Consider the following 16,092-nt stretch of genomic DNA (forward strand, 5'->3'; position numbering starts at 1 on the left):
AATAAACCGACATAAAAGCCATCGGTCAGTCGCGGCGCAAAAACTCTAAGCAGCCCAAAGCCTTGGGCTGCCTGCGACAGCTAAAGGTAACGAAGAAGAATGATTAACGCACCTGATCCAGCAGGCGTTTGCATTCCAGAAGGTCGAACAGCGCCTCTTGCAGCAGGGCGCGGTCGTCCTTGCTGATGCTGGATTTGCCGATGGAAATCTCCGGCGTTTCATCCTGGGCACCACCAAAGCCGAAGAAACGGCCGCTGGGCTTGGCCTTTGGGCGTCCGACGACTTCGTCTTCTTCCGCATTGGCAACGCGTGGCTCGACGGTTTCGCCGCTGGCGGCCATGATGGCTTCCATCGTCGCCATGTCGCCCGAGGCGATGGCCGAGACGAAGCGGTTGCCATTGGTCTTGAGGAGTTTCTGAACACCCTTGATCGTATAGCCGTGGTCGTAGAGAAGGTGGCGAATGCCCTTCAGCAGATCAACGTCGTCAGGCCGATAATAGCGGCGGCCCCCACCGCGCTTCATCGGCTTTATCTGCGGAAAGCGCGTTTCCCAGAAACGAAGAACGTGCTGGGGCAGGTCCAGATCATCGGCCACTTCACTGATCGTTCGAAAGGCGTCGGGGCTTTTATCCACGTTCAACTCCCATCCAGACCAGAGGCTGGATTCCAAAACACGAAACAAGGTACGATGCGAATCGTCCTTATTTCAACGGCTTGTCAGTTGAAATTCAACTATGTTCACAAGAGATAAGGAAGCGCTGCGTGCAGAAATCGAAGTGACCGCACGAAAATAAACGCATCAAGAGCCGGACTTCTGGCTCTTCTGCTTTGCCTTGCGGGCCGAGTGCGCCTTGAGAATGCGCTGCTTCAAAACGTTGGAGGCCTTGAAGGTCATGACGCGGCGGGGAGAAATCGGGACTTCCTCACCGGTCTTCGGGTTGCGACCGATACGTTCGTTCTTTTCACGGATTTGAAAGGTAGCGAAGGAAGAAAGCTTGACCACCTCTCCGCGAGTGATCGCGTTGCAAATCTCGTCGATGACGGTTTCAACCAGTTCGGCGGATTCGGTTCGGGACAACCCCACTTTTCGAAACACAGACTCGGCTAGATCCGCACGTGTCACTGTTTTCCCGGCCATATTTCCCCGCACCGCTCTCTTTTGTCTCGTTGAAGCCGCTCAAGATTATTGCCCTTGATGCGACCGGTCAAGCAAAGTTTCTAGAATCGTTTAGGGATTTCCAGCAATGGTGGCAATGGCTTACACCGCTTCGTAAAGCGAATTTTACCAGCGCAGCAGAACCGCACCCCATGTGAAACCGCCACCCATGGCTTCCAGCATCACCAGATCGCCCTTTTTGATGCGTCCGTCAGACGCAGCAGCAGCCAGTGCAAGCGGAATGGAGGCGGCAGAGGTGTTGCCATGCTGATCAACCGTGATGACGACTTTTTCGGTTGGAATGCCGAGTTTCTTGGCTGAACCGTCGATAATGCGGCGGTTTGCCTGGTGCGGCACCAGCCAGTCCAGATCGTCCGCTGTCGTGCCGGTTGCCTCAAAGGCCGCTTCGATCACGTCCGTAATCATGCCGACTGCGTGCTTGAAAACCTCACGGCCTTCCATGCGCAGATGGCCGACTGTGCCTGTCGTGGACGGGCCACCATCGACGTAAAGCTTATCCTTGTGCGAACCATCGGAGCGAAGATTGGAGGTCAGAATACCGCGATCGGAGGTTTTGCCCTCGCCTTCACCGGCTTCCAGCACCACGGCACCCGCACCGTCACCAAAGAGAACGCAGGTCGTGCGGTCGTTCCAGTCGAGAATGCGGGAGAATGTTTCCGCACCGATAACCAGCACGCGCTTGGCCATGCCGCCGCGAATGTAAAGGTCCGCCGTTGCCATGGCATAGACGAAACCGGAGCAAACCGCCTGTACGTCAAACGCAAAACCGCCGGTAATGCCAAGACGGTTCTGGATGTTGACCGCCGTTGCCGGAAAGGTGTTGTCGGGCGTAGAGGTGGCTACGATGATGAGGTCGATCTCCTCAGGCTTGATGCCTGCATTTTCCAGCGCGGCACGCGCAGCAAGTTCGCCGAGCGATGAGGTGGTTTCCCCCTCGCCCGCGATGTAACGCTGCTTGATGCCGGTGCGCTGAACGATCCACTCGTCCGAGGTCTCGACGATCGCTTCAATGTCCTGGTTCGTCATGACGCGCTTTGGCAGCGCTGCACCGAAACCTCGTATGATTGAGCGGATCATCTCTTATTCCTCATCAGCCACAAGCGCTTCAGGTTCCGGAGGCGGAAGCCTTCTTGCGTGGTAGGCCTTCAAATCGTTTTCTATTTTTGCTGTCAGGCCGTTATGAGCCATGTCATAGCCCACATCGACGGCGGACGCGAAACCAAGAGCATCCGTGCTGCCATGGCTTTTGATGACAATACCGTTCAGACCGAGAAACACGCCGCCATTGACCTTGCGCGGGTCCATCTTCTCGCGCAGCACATCGAATGCGCTCTTGGCGAGGAGATAACCGATCTTGGCGATGAAGCTTCGGGAAATCGCCTCGCGCAGCAGCGTGGTAATCTGCTTTGCCGTGCCTTCTGCCGCCTTCAGCGCAATATTGCCGGTGAAGCCTTCAGTCACGACGACATCCACGGTGCCCTTGCCGATATCATCACCTTCGACGAAGCCGCGATAATCGATGGTCGCAAGATCGGCTTCGCGAATGAGGCGGCCTGCCTCGCGAACCTCTTCCTGGCCCTTAACTTCTTCGACGCCGACATTAAGGAGACCAACCGTCGGACGGTCGATATCAAACAGAGCGCGCGCCATGGCGCTGCCCATGATTGCAAAATCAAGCAGCTGCTGCGAGTCGGCACCGATGGTAGCGCCGATATCGAGAACGATGCTTTCGCCTCTCAGCGTTGGCCATATGCCTGCAATCGCCGGACGTTCAACCCGCGCCATGGTACGCAGGCAGAACTTTGCCATCGCCATCAAGGCACCGGTATTGCCAGCGGAGACGGCAACATCGGCCTCACCAAGCTTTACCGCTTCGATAGAGCGCCACATGCTGGAGACGTAGCGGCCACGGCGCAACGCCTGGCTCGGCTTTTCGTCCATGGCAACGGAGACTTCGCAATCGAAAAACTGCGAATTGTCGCGAAGTTTGGGATACTGCGCCAGAATAGGTTCGCATCTGCTCTTCTGCCCATACAGCAGGAAGGTCACATCGTTATGCCGATCCAGTGCCTTGGCAGCGCCGGGTATGGCAACATCAGGGCCAAAGTCTCCGCCCATGACGTCAATTGCTATTCTGATCACTCGTCCCTGATCCTTCTTACCGCCGTGCGGTGGAATTTTGCGCGAAAATACCGTTTCCACGCTCGCTTACAACTGAATTGTTGGGCTTGACCCACCGCATTCAGTCTTTTTTCCAGTCTTTTAACACCGCAAAAGGCGATGGTTTTTTGTCGGCATCCACCTTTTCATTGCCGAATTCGGCAAAATCCACATCCGGCTTGCGGGGATAGGGATCGATGGCCAGTGCCGCGAATTCCGCCACCACGACACCGACGTCGATGGTGTCACCGCTGAATTGATCGGGAATATCCGGGCCATCCGGATCAAGAACAATCTCGCCCTGCTCATTGGGCATCAGACGCGCCAGCTTTGAACCTTCCGGCACGAAAATCTGCTCGATCTTTTCATCGATCACGCTTGGGACCGGTTCCAGCGTCACGACGCAGGCCTGCGTCAGAGCGGCACGCACATCACCTGTGATCTTCAATCCATCCTTCTTCCAGCGGGTTACCTGCAATTCGCTTTTCAGGTACTCCACGGACAATACGTCCCACAGTTTCGCCAACGCCTTCAACTCGTCCGCGTTTGCCGAAAGACCAATCCTCACCGGATTGGCAGAAATATGACCTACCTTCACAGGGTAGGAAAAAGGTACGTCATCATTGGCCGCGTTGTGCGAGTTCATTAAAACCTCTTAAAATCCGGGGCCGGCATCGTAACGTGTCCCGTCACGACCAACTCTTCCGATTGCGCCAACAATGCATCGGCGGCTGCCACCATCCAGTTGGCAAGGCCGCGCATATCTGCAGCGGTTGCTTCTGACTGGGGATATATATTGCGTGCAAGGGCTGCCGCAAGAGCCTCGACATCGTCGCCATCAAGTGCTGCGGCGTAGGATTCCAGCCGGCCATAGAACATGCCCGCGAATTTCTTCATGCGCTTGGGCACGCCCTGGTCACCAATTCCCAGTTCCCGCATGGAATGGTCGAGATCCTGAAAAAACGCATCCACAATCTCCTGCGCAATCTCCTGCCCGCTGGTGGAGGATGACTTTGTGCGACGGAAATAAAGAATCATGACGATGGACAGAAGCTCGAAGCGGCCCATCACCGTATCCGGCACATTGAGATACAGATAGAAACCCGGCTGGCGCCCAGCCGTCGTCAGGGCCGCGTATTGCCTGTCAACGATGGCGCGATTGCCGTTTTTCTTTTTGAAAAGACCGAAGACCATCGAAATTTCCGAATATTGATCGACGAAATCGCGTCTCGCCCATTGCCCTTGTTGCATGATTGCCAAAGCTGGTTTACCGAAGCATCCAAGAATTGCAATGCCGTTGAGGTCACGTTCATCGTTGGGCTGCAACAGTCGAAGAGAAGCGTCGGAGGAGGCGTTATTTTCGCAAACCCATTGCAATCCGTTGTGAAGCGGGGATTTTCTGTCCCCGGATTGACATAATCGTGTGTACAGAAGCGGTACACACGTAAGCATACCGGAAGGTGCCATTCATGATCGCAGTCGGGGAAACGCAGGTGAGCAAGCAGAAATCCGGAAAGCAGACCACGTTTTTCAGCAAGACTGCCGTGGCAATCGTCATCGCATCCAGCCTGCTGACGGCCTGCTCCAGCACCACCGATGTTTTCCACAATGGTTACGTGGCTGACGAACAGTCGCTGCAGCTTATTCCTGTCGGCTCCAGCCGTGAACAGGTGCTGCTGACCATGGGCACGCCCTCCACCACCGCGACCTTCGGTAACGAGGTGTTCTACTACATCTCCCAGAAGCGCGTGCGCAAAGCCGCCTTCATGAAGCCGCAGCTGGTAGAGCAGAACATTCTGGCCATCTATTTCGACAAGAACGGCGTCGTTTCGCAGAAAGCGAACTACACGCTGCAAGACGGCAAGGTCTTCGATACGATTTCGCGCACCACGCCAACAGGCGGCAAGGACCTCACCTTCCTGCAACAGCTGCTGTCTGGCGGCACCGCGGGCGCTGGTATCGCGAAGAGCATTCTGGGCCAGAGCGGCAACAACGGCAGCGGCTTCTGATCCAACAGACGGAAATGCAAAAGCCCGCGAGATGATCGCGGGCTTTTTTGTTTTATGCCTAGGCTCTTTCTCTCCGTCATACCGGCCTTGAGCCGGTATCCAGTAGCCGCGCGTCCGCGTGGCGAAAGGCTCTCTTGCGATCGAGGACTTGATCGCACGGGACCCCGGATCAAGTCCGGGGTGACGGAGAGGAGGAGGCGACGAGTCCATCTCGCTCCCCTAACCCGCACTTGTTCAATGGGCCAGAACCGCCAACAGCAGCAGCGCCACGATGTTGGTGATCTTGATGGCCGGGTTGACGGCAGGACCGGCTGTGTCCTTGTAGGGATCGCCAACCGTATCACCCGTCACGGACGCCTTATGCGCTTCCGAGCCCTTGAGATGCGTCACCCCATCCTTGTCGATGAAGCCATCTTCGAAACTTTTCTTGGCATTATCCCAGGCACCGCCGCCCGACGTCATGGAGATGGCGACGAAGAGGCCGTTGATGATGACACCCAGCAGGGACGCGCCGAGTGCGGCAAAGGCCGAGGCCTTGGAGCCGGAGATCAGCAGCACACCGAAATAGACGACGATGGGTGCCAGAACCGGTAGCAGCGAGGGAATAATCATCTCCTTGATCGCCGCTTTTGTCAGCAGGTCTACGGCCTTGCCGTAATCCGGTTTTTCCGTTCCCTGCATGATACCGGGCTTTTCACGGAACTGACGGCGGACTTCTTCGACAATGGAGCTTGCCGCCTTGCCGACCGCCGTCATGGCAATGCCGCCGAAGAGGTAGGGAATGAGACCACCGAAGATCAGACCAGCAACCACGTAAGGGTTGGACAGGCTGAAGGAAATCTCGCCTATATCCTTGAAGTAGGGATAGGTATCGCCATTGGCCGCGAAATAGGACAGGTCGTTGGAATAGGCTGCAAACAGCACCAGTGCACCGAGGCCAGCCGAGCCGATGGCATAACCCTTCGTTACCGCCTTGGTGGTGTTGCCAACGGCATCCAGTGCGTCCGTCGCCTTGCGGACATCCGGGTTGAGACCGGCCATTTCGGCAATACCGCCAGCGTTGTCCGTCACCGGTCCAAAGGCATCCAGAGCGACGATCATGCCCGCAAGACCAAGCATGGCAGTGACCGCGATGCCGGTGCCGAACAGGCCTGCCAGTTGATAAGTGGAGATGATACCACCGACGATGACGATGGCCGGAAGTGCCGTCGATTCCAGCGACACGGCAAGGCCCTGAATGACGTTGGTGCCATGGCCCGTGACGGAGGCCTGCGCGATGGAATTGACGGGGCGCTTGTTTGTGCCTGTGTAATATTCCGTAATCACCACGATCAGCGCCGTCACCAGCAGACCGACAAGGCCGCAGAAGAACAGGTTGGTGCCGGTAATATCCATTCCGGCAACGGTACCGATGGAGCCCCAACCGATGGTAAGCGAGGTTGCGACCGCAAGACCGGCAACGGAGAAGACACCGGTGGCAATCAGCCCCTTATAGAGCGCGCCCATGATGGAGTTGTTGGTGCCGAGCTTGACGAAGAACGTGCCGGCAATCGACGTCAGAATGCACACGCCGCAGATTGCCAGCGGGTAGAGCATGGCGCTTTCAAGGATCGGCGCACCCGCAAAGAAGATTGCCGCCAGAACCATGGTTGCGACGACGGAGACGGCATAGGTTTCGAACAAGTCCGCAGCCATGCCCGCGCAGTCACCGACATTGTCGCCGACGTTGTCCGCGATGGTGGCGGGGTTGCGCGGATCGTCTTCCGGAATACCCGCTTCCACCTTGCCGACGAGATCGCCGCCAACATCCGCACCCTTGGTGAAGATACCGCCGCCGAGACGGGCGAAGATCGAGATCAGCGATGCACCGAAGCCGAGCGAGACCAGCGCATCGATGACGGCGCGAGAGCCGACCGGATGGCCAAGGCCTGCCGTCAGCACGAGGTAATAGATGGAGACGCCCAATAGTGCGAGACCGGCAACCAGCATGCCGGTGATGGCACCGGATTTGAAGGCGATATCGAGACCCGCCGCTAAGCTATGGGATGCGGCCTGGGCCGTGCGAAGGTTGGCGCGCACAGACACATGCATGCCGACAAAACCGGCAGCGCCCGATAGTACCGCCCCGATGACGAAGCCGACGGCAGCTTCCGTCGAGAGAAAGAACCAGACAGCGATGGCAACGACGATACCGACGATTGCGATGGTAAGATATTGACGAGCGAGATAGGCCTGCGCGCCCTCCCTGATATAGCCTGCGATTTCCTGCATGCGCTCGCTGCCTTGGTCGGCATCCAGAACGCTTTTCGTTGCCCAGACCGCGTAAACCACGGACAAGACACCGCATAAAATTACCAATGCAATGACGGTCATTCGCACTTACCTCCTGTGTGCCGGGTTCTCACTCCCTCCCCGGCGGGCGAAACCATGCGGGGCGCAGGGTGTAGATCCCTGACGCCAAGGTGAGCCATTTGTTCCCCTCCCAAGGAAAAATGGCCTGCGAGCAGAGATTGCGTTGGCGAAACCCGCCACGTCAAGTCCGAAGATTCGCGACGAATGGCTTATCGCCCTGATTCAGACTGGTTTTTGAACGGGCTTCTGTTTCAGCAAAAGGAAAATCAGAAGAAGAAGGCAGGTGCCGGCAACCGGCCAGATGACGAGGTTCATGACCGACCAGCCCCAGGCGGTGAAGACCTGCCCCGAGGCGAAGGACGAAAGCGCAACGGTGCCGAACAGGACGATGTCGTGAAAGCCTTGCACCTTGTCGGCCTCATGCGGGCGATAGCTGGACGAAACGATGGACGTTGCACCGATGAAGCCGAAGTTCCAGCCGATGCCCAGAAGAATGAGCGCCGCCCAGAAATTCCACAGCTCGATGCCCATATGCGCGACGACGGCGCAGGCCATTAAAACCAGCAGCCCGGCTGCAACGACCTTCTCCGCACCGAAACGGGAAATCAGCATGCCGGTGAAGAAGCTTGGCCCGAACATGGCCAGCACATGCCACTGAATGCCGAGCGTAGCCAGTTCCGTCGGAAAGCCGCAGCCGATGACCATGGCCAGCGGCGCACCCGTCATCATGAATGTCATCAGGGCGTAGGAGCCGATGCCGCAGACCATGCCGGTGACGAAGCGATGGGTGGTGACGATCTCTTTTAACGGTCGTGCCGGTTGCGACGCCGAAGACGCGCTTTTCAGCTCAGGCAATTTTAGAAATGAAAAGATGATGGCGGCGATAATACCAAGCGGAATGAGCGCTATGAACGCGCCTGCGAAAACCACTGGCGCCAGCAAATCCTTGCCGAAAATCGCCAGTTGTGGCCCGACGATGGCCGAGATCACTCCGCCTGCCAGAATCCAGGAAATGGCCTTTGGCTTGTAGAAGGATGGCGACGCATCCGCTGCGGCAAAACGGATTTTCTGCGTGAAGCCGCCGGAAATGCCGATCAGCAGCAGGCCGAAGGCAAAAAGCCAGAAGTCGGAGCGAAACAGCGCAACCGCCGCAAGGGCGCCACCGGTGGAGCAGAGCAGCGCACCCAGAATGAACCCGGCCTTGCGCCCGAGAAAGCGGGCTGCAAGAGCAACGGAGATGGCACCGAGAGCGACACCGATATTGAAGCCGGTGAGCGGTGCGGTGGCCAGAGATTTGTCCGCACCGAGAAGCTGATAACCCGCCAGCGCGCCGATGGAAAAGCTGAGCGGCGCGGCAGAGCCCATGATGGCCTGCGCCATGGTGAGCAGGAAGACATTGCGCTTGGCTTCGTTCAGTTGATGTTCAAGTCCTGGAACAGAAACAGCGCTCATGTCTTCCTCGAATGTTTCTTAGCGCTTTGCCTCGCCGCGCACCTGCTTGGCAATGCGGTCTAACACCGCATTGACCAGTTTCGGCTCGTCATGTTCGAAAAACGCACGGGCGATTTCGACATATTCGGTGACGATCACAGCCACCGGAACGTCCTTGCGTTCCAGAACTTCGAAGGTTCCTGCGCGCAGGATTGCACGAACGGTGGTGTCCAGACGCGACAGCGGCCAGTCTTCCTGCAGGGCAGAGCGCACCAGCGGGTCGATCTTGGTCTGGTCGCGCACGACGCCAGCGACGATGGAACGGAACCACGACGGATCAGCCTTGAGATAGGTCTCGCCGTCTACTTCCTGACCAAGCCGATGCGCCTCATATTCGGCGACGACTTCCATCACACCGGTGCCGCCAACATCCATCTGATACAGCGCCTGCACGGCAGCAAGACGCGCAGCGCCGCGCTGGTTGACAGGCTTCGTGGACGGCTGGCGAGGCTCGGAACCATTTTCGGTGTTGGTCATGCTCTTAGCCACCCAGTTTTTTCTTCAGTTCGATCATGGTCAGCGCTGCACGGGCTGCAAAGCCGCCCTTGTCCTTGTCGGAACGGCGAACGCGCGCCCAGGCCTGATCTTCGTTTTCGACGGTCATGATACCGTTGCCGATGGCCAGCGATTCACTGACGGCGAGGTCCATCAGCGCACGCGAGGATTCGTTGGAAACGATATCGAAATGGTAGGTTTCGCCACGGATGACCATGCCGAGTGCAACAAAGCCATCATATTCCGTGCCGTCATTATCCGCACCATCCAGCGCCATGGCGATGGCAGGCGGAATTTCCAGCGCGCCCGGAACGGTGATGATGTCATAGGTGGCGCCCGCTTCATCGAGCGCAAATTTCGCGCCATCGAGAAGAGCATCGGCCATATCGTCATAAAAACGTGCTTCCACGATGAGAAGGTGAGGCTTGGACATGGGGATTTCCTGAAAAGCTGCGCCGGATCATCCCGGCTTTTGGCGCGGTCAAACCATGGCTGGCGTGCTTTAGCAAGCATTTTTCGCGCATGGCAGGTTCGAGGAACCGCACAGCACCGTAAAATTCCATGGTTTGATCGCAACAAGAATCTGATTAGATTCGGGAAATAACCCCAGGAGTTCAGGTTGCCCACCATTCCGACAATCGAAACATCGCGCCTTCTTTTGAGGCCGCACCACATTGATGACTTCGCAGACTATGTCGCGCTCTGGGCTGATCCAGCTGTGGTGCGCTACATCGGCAGCGCGCCGTCCACCCGTGAGCAGACCTGGGCGAGGCTCCTGCGCGCTGCCGGTCACTGGCACCACCTCGGCTTCGGTTTTCTCATCATTCAGGAGAAAGAAAGCGGTAAACTGATCGGCGAAGCGGGCTTCCACGAAGTCCGCCGAAACATCACACCCTCAATCGAAGGCACGCTGGAGACTGGCTGGCTGCTGTCTCCAGACAGCCACGGCAAGGGTTATGCTTTTGAGGCGCTCAGCGCACTGGTGGAATGGGCCGAGAGCAAGTTTCCCGAGATGGCCATGACCGCCATCGTCCACCCTGAAAACGGCCCCTCACTGAAGCTGGCCGACAAGCTTGGTTTTGTCGAGACGGCCCGCACGAACTACAATGGCGAAATCGTCATTCTTTCGCGGACGGAAACTCCGCCAGCCTAGCCGCATAACGCGCCATGGTATCGACTTCGAAATTCACGAAATCGCCCGCCTGCCGGTCGCCCCATGTGGTAACGGACAGCGTGTGACGGATGAGCAGGACGTCGAAATCCGTGCCGTTGACGGCGTTGACGGTAAGCGACGTGCCATCCAGCGCGATGGAGCCCTTTGACGCGACGAACTTCGCCAGATGTTCGGGCGCACGAAGCCGGATGCGCACCGCCTCACCTTCCGGTTCGATCGACAGAATTTCGGCCTTGTCATCCACATGGCCAGAGACGATATGACCACCGAGTTCATCACCGATTTTCAGCGCGCGTTCCAGATTGACGCGGGTGTCCTTGGTCCAGCTTGCAATGGTGGTCAGGCGAAGCGCCTCTTCCCATGCCTCGACCTCGAACCAGCGCTCGTTGCTTCCCGTCTCGGGCAGCTTCGTCACCGTCAGGCACACGCCTCCATGGGAAATCGATGCGCCGATATCGATGGTCTTGGGATCGTAATTGGTCGCAACGCGCAAACGCACGCCTTCCGGCAGCGTCTCCAACTCAGACACGGTTCCAACATCGGTAACAATTCCGGTAAACATCAAAGCGGCCTTTCAAATTCAAAACAGCGATCCGGCCCGTAAGCGGTCTCACCGACAAAGGTAAAGTCTTGTGGGATATCGGCGCGGCGCAGCGGGGTTTCAAGACCGCCAGCGCCGATGATAACGGGGCTTTCGAACAATAGGATACGATCTACAAGACCGGCTTCAAGGAAGGATTTTGCGATGTGGGCGCCGCCTTCGACCAGAAGTTCGGACATTCCTCGGTCTGCGAGAATGTTGAGGAGGGTGGCGAGGGTGCGCGCTTCTAAGACCTCGACGTGGGCGGCTTCAAGTTGTTGGCGTTTGTGGGTGTGGCTACCCCCCTCTGCCCTGCCGGGCATCTCCCCCACAGGTGGGGAGATCGGCTGGGCGCTAGCCTCGCTGGACATCTTACTCTCAGTGTTAGCCGCTAAAGACGCATCTGAGGTCGACGCGTCAATTATCGACTCCCAATTAGGGCGACCTGCCAACCGCGAGTCGATCTCCCCACCTGTGGGGGAGATGCCCGGCAGGGCAGAGGGGGGTAGCTCCGGGCTCGGCACTATCCGCGCCACCACAACACCCACGTCCCCAGCCGTCCGCACCAGCTTCGACCCTAACAGCAACTCCAACCGCCGATCCAACACAATCCTCACCGGCGAGCGATGCTCCAGCCCCGCAATCCGCACCGTCAACTCCGGATCATCCGCAATCGCCGTTCCAATCCCAACCAGAATAGCGTCACACCGCGCCCGCAATTCATGCACTGCCTGACGCGACTCCGGCCCGGTGACCGCCACCTGCCCTTCCCCAACGCGACCGATCATGCCATCGGCGGAAACAGCAAGTTTCAAAATCACATGCGGGCGGCTCTTCACCTTTAGCGTGAGATACCCGGCCAATACACGCTGACCCTCAGCACGCATCAAACCAGTCTCGACTTCGATGCCAGCATCACGCAAAATCTGGTAACCGCGCCCGGAAACGCGCTCATCCGGGTCATCCACGGCGACGACCACGCGGGCGACGCCGAAATCCACCAGCGCGTTGGCGCAGGGTGGAGTTTTGCCGAAGTGGGAGCATGGTTCAAGGGTGACATAGGCCGTCGAACCCCTCGCCGCCTCGCCCGCGATTTCCAACGCCTGACGCTCCGCATGCGGGCGCCCGCCAGTGGCGGTCACGGCTTCGGCGATGATCTCGCCATGCTTGACAAGAACGCAGCCGACGGAAGGATTGGTATCGGTGAGGCCTGTATGGCGGCGGGAAATCTCGATTGCCCGTGCCATGAACCGTTCATCATCGGCACGGGTCTTCATGACTACTTCCCGGCGTCCGTGTCACGCGCAATCTTGGCGTTGATCTCGGCAATGACGTTTTCGAAATCTTCGGCATGGCTGAAGTCGCGATAGACCGAGGCGTAGCGCACGAAGGCCACGTCATCGAGGCTTTTCAGCGCTTCCAGCACCTGCAGGCCGATTTCTTCCGATGGAATTTCTGTCTCGCCGGAGCTTTCCAGACGACGCGCAATGCCGGAAACCGCCCGCTCGATGCGGTCACGATCCACCGGGCGCTTGCGCAGTGCGATCTCGAAAGACCGCACCAGCTTTTCGCGGTCGAAAGGCAGCTTGCGGCCGCTCTTCTTGATGACCATCAACTCGCGCAACTGCACGCGCTCATAGGTCGTGAAGCGACCGCCGCAATCCGGGCAGATGCGCCGCCGGCGGATGGAGGTGTTATCCTCCGCCGGACGCGAGTCCTTGACCTGCGTATCTTCCGAGCCGCAAAAAGGGCAGCGCATCTGCGATCCTTCCTTAGAGGTACGGGTACATCGGGAAACGGTCTGTCAGTGCGACGACCTTTTCACGAACCGTAGCTTCGACACCGGCATTGCCTTCATCCGAATTGGCAGCCTTGAGGCCGTCAAGCGTCTCAACGATCAGCTTGCCGATTTCGCGGAATTCAGCTTCCTTGAAACCGCGTGTCGTGCCAGCCGGTGTGCCTAGGCGCACGCCAGAGGTGACGAATGGCTTTTCAGGGTCGAACGGAATGCCGTTCTTGTTGCAGGTGATGTAAGCGCGACCGAGTGCGGCTTCCGCCCGCTTGCCGGTGGCGTTCTTCTTGCGAAGATCGACCAGCATCAGGTGGTTGTCGGTGCCGCCCGAGACGACATCGAGGCCGCCATCGACCAGAGTTTCGGCCAGAGCCTTGGCGTTCTTGACGACCTGTGCAGCGTAGTCCTTGAACTCAGGCTTCAGCGCCTCACCGAAGGCAACAGCCTTGGCGGCGATGACGTGCATCAGCGGGCCGCCCTGCAAGCCTGGGAACACAGCCGAGTTGAACTTCTTGGCCAGATCTTCGTCGTTGGTCAGGATCATGCCGCCGCGCGGGCCGCGAAGCGACTTGTGCGTGGTGGTGGTGGCAACGTGGCAATGCGGGAATGGCGATGGATGCTGACCACCGGCGACCAGACCGGCGATATGCGCCATGTCGACCATCAGGTAAGCGCCGACTTCATCGGCAATCTCGCGAAAACGCTTCCAGTCCCAGATACGGGAGTAAGCCGTGCCGCCAGCCAGAATGAGCTTCGGCTTGGTTTCCTTGGCCTTGCGCTCGACTTCATCCATGTCGAGAAGATTATCGCCTTCGCGAACGCCGTAGGACACGACGTTGAACCACTTGCCGGACATGTTGACCGGTGAACCGTGTGTCAGGTGACCACCCGAGTTCAGGTCTAGGCCCATAAAGGTATCGCCCGGCTGAAGCAGCGCAAGGAATACGGCCTGGTTCATCTGGGAACCGGAGTTCGGCTGAACGTTGGCGAAGTTGACGCCGAACAGCTTCTTGGCGCGTTCGATTGCCAGTTCTTCGGCAATATCCACGAACTGACATCCGCCGTAATAGCGCTTGCCCGGGTAACCCTCGGCATATTTGTTGGTCATGATCGAACCCTGCGCTTCGAGCACGGCGCGGGAAACGATGTTTTCAGAGGCGATCAGCTCGATCTCGTGGCGCTGACGACCGAGCTCCTTCTCGATCGCGCCAAAGATATCTGGATCGACGTCGGCGAGCGGACTGGAGAAGAAGGCATCTGTATTCGTCATGATGAAAGCTCCTGAAACAGTAATGCGATGGCGTCTTAACGCCCTGCCCTTTCAAGAGCAAGACAGCCTGCGAGATTTGCCCGTCAAACTGCGACTTCGACAGAAAAATTCTATTTTTGGCGTCGCCATTCCACCAAAAACAAAAGCCGCGCTGTGAAAACGCGGCTTTTGTGATGTCTGGAACGATGGATCAGTTGCGCGGCAACAGATCGTCGTCGATGGAGCCGGAAGGCTGCTCCTGCGTATTGGTGGTGTTCAGCGCCAGTTCGGCATTGCCATCCTTGCTGTAGATGTCATCGCGGAACTGCACCACGCCATCGCGTGTGGACCACGCTGTGATGTAAACGAAATACACCGGAATTTCCTGCGCCAGCTTGATCGGCGTGTTGACGCGGGTGGCGATGACGCGTTCAATTTCCTGACGCGACCAGCCGGGCGTGTCACGCAGCATCCAAGATGTCAGGTCGCGCACGTTCTGAACGCGCACGCAGCCGGACGATTCGAAACGCATCAGCTTGTTGAACAGGCCCTGCTGCGGCGTATCGTGCATGTATTCGTTGTTCGGATTGTGGAAGTTGATCTTGGTCGAGGACATGGCGTTGTTCTTGCCCGGGTCCTGACGGAACATGAGGTTCGGAGCCTTTGGCGCGTTCCAGTCGATCGTCGTCGGAGACACTTCCTGTCCACGGCCATCCAGAAGACGGATGTTGTTCCGCTCCAGATAGGTCGGGTCCTTCTGCATCAAAGGAACGATGTCCTTTTCGATGATCGAGCGTGGAGCCGTCCAGTACGGGTTGAGAATGATCTCGTAAATCTTGGAGTTGATGATGTGGGTCGGGCGGCTGTCGCGACCGACAACTGCTGTATTGCGCAGCACAACGCGGTTGTTCTCGACAGCCTCAATCGACGCCGCCGGGATGTTCACCATCACATGGCGCGGGCCGAGATCGCCCGACATGGTGTTGATGCGAACGAGGTTGGTCTGCAGCTGTCCAAGGCGAACCTGCGCCGGAACGTTTAGCGCCTTAAGCGTAAATTCGCCGATAACGCCATCTGCCGGAAGACCGTGGCGGGCCTGGAAGCGCTTCAAGGCACCATCGACATAGGAATCGAATGCGCTGGAAATGCCTGCTTCACGCGGCAGATCGCCGGAGATCATCAGACGCTGGCGCAGGGCCTGCACGGATGGATCGCTGACGCCGATCTGAAGGCGCTGCTGGCTTGGCGGAACATCCGGCCAGCCACCGTTGGAAACGATTTGCTGATACTGCATCATCGCCTGCTGAACGAAGGCTGGCGATTCCGGGCTGAGAACCGGCGTGTTGGACGCAACACCGACAGCGGCGCGCGACGAGTTGGCATCGAACTGATCGTCCCAGTTACCGCGACGCGACGATCCAATCAGATCGTTAAACGCATCCTGCGCGAATGCGGGCGCGGCGAGAGCCACAGCACCAAGGGAAACGGCAGAGCGCAACATCGCGCGCCGTGAAATCACTTCTGGGACGATTTTCTTTGTCATTTTACCTACCAGCCACTTTATCAGGCATCTTAAACAATGCCTAAAACAACATCGTTAACAAACACGTATA

17 protein-coding genes are annotated in these 16,092 nt (G+C 58.0%); 2 read left to right on the forward strand and 15 right to left on the reverse strand.

The features are described 5' to 3' along the window. Window positions 1–103 precede the first annotated feature (103 nt). From AC27VJ_RS11565 to AC27VJ_RS11590, 6 genes are all read right to left on the reverse strand, one after another. Entirely contained in the window at window positions 104–634 is a 531-nt protein-coding gene (locus AC27VJ_RS11565; protein ID WP_488684141.1) for a MerR family transcriptional regulator, read from the reverse strand. A gap of 165 nt (window positions 635–799) precedes the next feature. Then, a complete protein-coding gene (locus tag AC27VJ_RS11570) occupies window positions 800–1,138 on the reverse strand; it encodes an integration host factor subunit alpha (RefSeq protein WP_062587057.1) in 339 nt (112 codons plus the stop codon). Window positions 1,139–1,282: 144 nt separating this feature from the next. Next, the gene (locus AC27VJ_RS11575; protein ID WP_113087807.1) at window positions 1,283–2,254 is read right to left on the reverse strand and encodes a beta-ketoacyl-ACP synthase III; all 972 of its coding nucleotides are present in this window, start codon (window positions 2,252–2,254) and stop codon (window positions 1,283–1,285) included. Between the two features lie 3 nt (window positions 2,255–2,257). Further along, window positions 2,258–3,319, reverse strand: coding sequence for a phosphate acyltransferase PlsX (plsX, locus tag AC27VJ_RS11580; protein WP_113087959.1), 1,062 nt, complete (start codon window positions 3,317–3,319; stop codon window positions 2,258–2,260). 100 nt (window positions 3,320–3,419) lie between these two features. Next, window positions 3,420–3,983 (reverse strand): YceD family protein, encoded by a 564-nt coding sequence (locus AC27VJ_RS11585; RefSeq protein WP_488684142.1) that lies wholly within the window; start codon window positions 3,981–3,983, stop codon window positions 3,420–3,422. Next, a complete protein-coding gene (locus tag AC27VJ_RS11590; protein ID WP_488684340.1) occupies window positions 3,983–4,588 on the reverse strand; it encodes a ubiquinol-cytochrome C chaperone family protein in 606 nt (201 codons plus the stop codon). Before AC27VJ_RS11590 ends, AC27VJ_RS11585 begins: the two co-directional genes overlap by 1 nt. A 218-nt stretch (window positions 4,589–4,806) precedes the next feature. Here AC27VJ_RS11590 and AC27VJ_RS11595 point away from each other — a divergent pair, with 218 nt between their 5' ends. Continuing rightward, entirely contained in the window at window positions 4,807–5,346 is a 540-nt protein-coding gene (locus AC27VJ_RS11595) for an outer membrane protein assembly factor BamE (protein WP_113087809.1), read from the forward strand. Between the two features lie 234 nt (window positions 5,347–5,580). Here the strand turns inward: AC27VJ_RS11595 and AC27VJ_RS11600 are convergent, their stop codons facing one another. The 4 genes from AC27VJ_RS11600 to ribH form a co-directional block, all read right to left on the reverse strand. Then, entirely contained in the window at window positions 5,581–7,719 is a 2,139-nt protein-coding gene (locus tag AC27VJ_RS11600) for a sodium-translocating pyrophosphatase (RefSeq protein ID WP_488684144.1), read from the reverse strand. Window positions 7,720–7,920: 201 nt separating this feature from the next. Beyond that, a complete protein-coding gene (locus AC27VJ_RS11605) occupies window positions 7,921–9,150 on the reverse strand; it encodes an MFS transporter (protein WP_488684146.1) in 1,230 nt (409 codons plus the stop codon). Window positions 9,151–9,168: 18 nt separating this feature from the next. Further along, the gene (gene nusB, locus AC27VJ_RS11610) at window positions 9,169–9,666 is read right to left on the reverse strand and encodes a transcription antitermination factor NusB (protein WP_113087812.1); all 498 of its coding nucleotides are present in this window, start codon (window positions 9,664–9,666) and stop codon (window positions 9,169–9,171) included. A gap of 4 nt (window positions 9,667–9,670) precedes the next feature. Then, entirely contained in the window at window positions 9,671–10,117 is a 447-nt protein-coding gene (gene ribH, locus AC27VJ_RS11615) for a 6,7-dimethyl-8-ribityllumazine synthase (protein ID WP_062449984.1), read from the reverse strand. 186 nt (window positions 10,118–10,303) lie between these two features. Between ribH and AC27VJ_RS11620 the strand changes: the two genes are divergently transcribed. Next, a complete protein-coding gene (locus AC27VJ_RS11620; protein WP_488684147.1) occupies window positions 10,304–10,837 on the forward strand; it encodes a GNAT family N-acetyltransferase in 534 nt (177 codons plus the stop codon). Here the strand turns inward: AC27VJ_RS11620 and AC27VJ_RS11625 are convergent. The 5 genes from AC27VJ_RS11625 to AC27VJ_RS11645 all read right to left on the reverse strand — a co-directional run bounded on the left by AC27VJ_RS11625 (window position 10,803) and on the right by AC27VJ_RS11645 (window position 16,022). After that, window positions 10,803–11,420, reverse strand: coding sequence for a riboflavin synthase (locus AC27VJ_RS11625; protein ID WP_488684148.1), 618 nt, complete (start codon window positions 11,418–11,420; stop codon window positions 10,803–10,805). The two genes, AC27VJ_RS11620 and AC27VJ_RS11625, sit on opposite strands and share 35 nt — an antisense overlap. Further along, complete coding sequence (gene ribD, locus AC27VJ_RS11630; RefSeq protein ID WP_488684149.1) at window positions 11,420–12,715, reverse strand: bifunctional diaminohydroxyphosphoribosylaminopyrimidine deaminase/5-amino-6-(5-phosphoribosylamino)uracil reductase RibD; 1,296 nt, start codon at window positions 12,713–12,715, stop codon at window positions 11,420–11,422. Before ribD ends, AC27VJ_RS11625 begins: the two co-directional genes overlap by 1 nt. A gap of 2 nt (window positions 12,716–12,717) precedes the next feature. Continuing rightward, on the reverse strand, window positions 12,718–13,197 hold the full coding sequence (gene nrdR / locus AC27VJ_RS11635; protein WP_077107058.1) for a transcriptional regulator NrdR: 480 nt from the start codon (window positions 13,195–13,197) through the stop codon (window positions 12,718–12,720). Window positions 13,198–13,210: 13 nt separating this feature from the next. Continuing rightward, the gene (gene glyA / locus AC27VJ_RS11640) at window positions 13,211–14,500 is read right to left on the reverse strand and encodes a serine hydroxymethyltransferase (RefSeq protein ID WP_488684150.1); all 1,290 of its coding nucleotides are present in this window, start codon (window positions 14,498–14,500) and stop codon (window positions 13,211–13,213) included. A gap of 190 nt (window positions 14,501–14,690) precedes the next feature. Further along, a complete protein-coding gene (locus AC27VJ_RS11645) occupies window positions 14,691–16,022 on the reverse strand; it encodes a L,D-transpeptidase family protein (RefSeq protein ID WP_113087816.1) in 1,332 nt (443 codons plus the stop codon). Between the last annotated feature and the right edge of the window lie 70 nt (window positions 16,023–16,092).

Source organism: Agrobacterium sp. 20P9.1.2 (assembly GCF_057799395.1).

Bases quoted from the DNA above. Each gene is read 5' to 3' on its own strand.
- AC27VJ_RS11570 (WP_062587057.1), bottom strand. From the start codon at position 1,138: ATGGCCGGGAAAACAGTGACACGTGCGGATCTAGCCGAGTCTGTGTTT.
- nrdR (WP_077107058.1), bottom strand. From the start codon at position 13,197: ATGCGCTGCCCTTTTTGCGGCTCGGAAGATACGCAGGTCAAGGACTCG.
- ribD (WP_488684149.1), bottom strand. From the start codon at position 12,715: ATGAAGACCCGTGCCGATGATGAACGGTTCATGGCACGGGCAATCGAG.
- glyA (WP_488684150.1), bottom strand. From the start codon at position 14,500: ATGACGAATACAGATGCCTTCTTCTCCAGTCCGCTCGCCGACGTCGAT.
- ribH (WP_062449984.1), bottom strand. From the start codon at position 10,117: ATGTCCAAGCCTCACCTTCTCATCGTGGAAGCACGTTTTTATGACGAT.
- AC27VJ_RS11645 (WP_113087816.1), bottom strand. From the start codon at position 16,022: ATGACAAAGAAAATCGTCCCAGAAGTGATTTCACGGCGCGCGATGTTG.
- AC27VJ_RS11590 (WP_488684340.1), bottom strand. From the start codon at position 4,588: ATGCAACAAGGGCAATGGGCGAGACGCGATTTCGTCGATCAATATTCG.
- AC27VJ_RS11595 (WP_113087809.1), top strand. From the start codon at position 4,807: ATGATCGCAGTCGGGGAAACGCAGGTGAGCAAGCAGAAATCCGGAAAG.
- nusB (WP_113087812.1), bottom strand. From the start codon at position 9,666: ATGACCAACACCGAAAATGGTTCCGAGCCTCGCCAGCCGTCCACGAAG.
- AC27VJ_RS11600 (WP_488684144.1), bottom strand. From the start codon at position 7,719: ATGACCGTCATTGCATTGGTAATTTTATGCGGTGTCTTGTCCGTGGTT.
- AC27VJ_RS11605 (WP_488684146.1), bottom strand. From the start codon at position 9,150: ATGAGCGCTGTTTCTGTTCCAGGACTTGAACATCAACTGAACGAAGCC.
- AC27VJ_RS11625 (WP_488684148.1), bottom strand. From the start codon at position 11,420: ATGTTTACCGGAATTGTTACCGATGTTGGAACCGTGTCTGAGTTGGAG.
- AC27VJ_RS11575 (WP_113087807.1), bottom strand. From the start codon at position 2,254: ATGATCCGCTCAATCATACGAGGTTTCGGTGCAGCGCTGCCAAAGCGC.
- AC27VJ_RS11585 (WP_488684142.1), bottom strand. From the start codon at position 3,983: ATGAACTCGCACAACGCGGCCAATGATGACGTACCTTTTTCCTACCCT.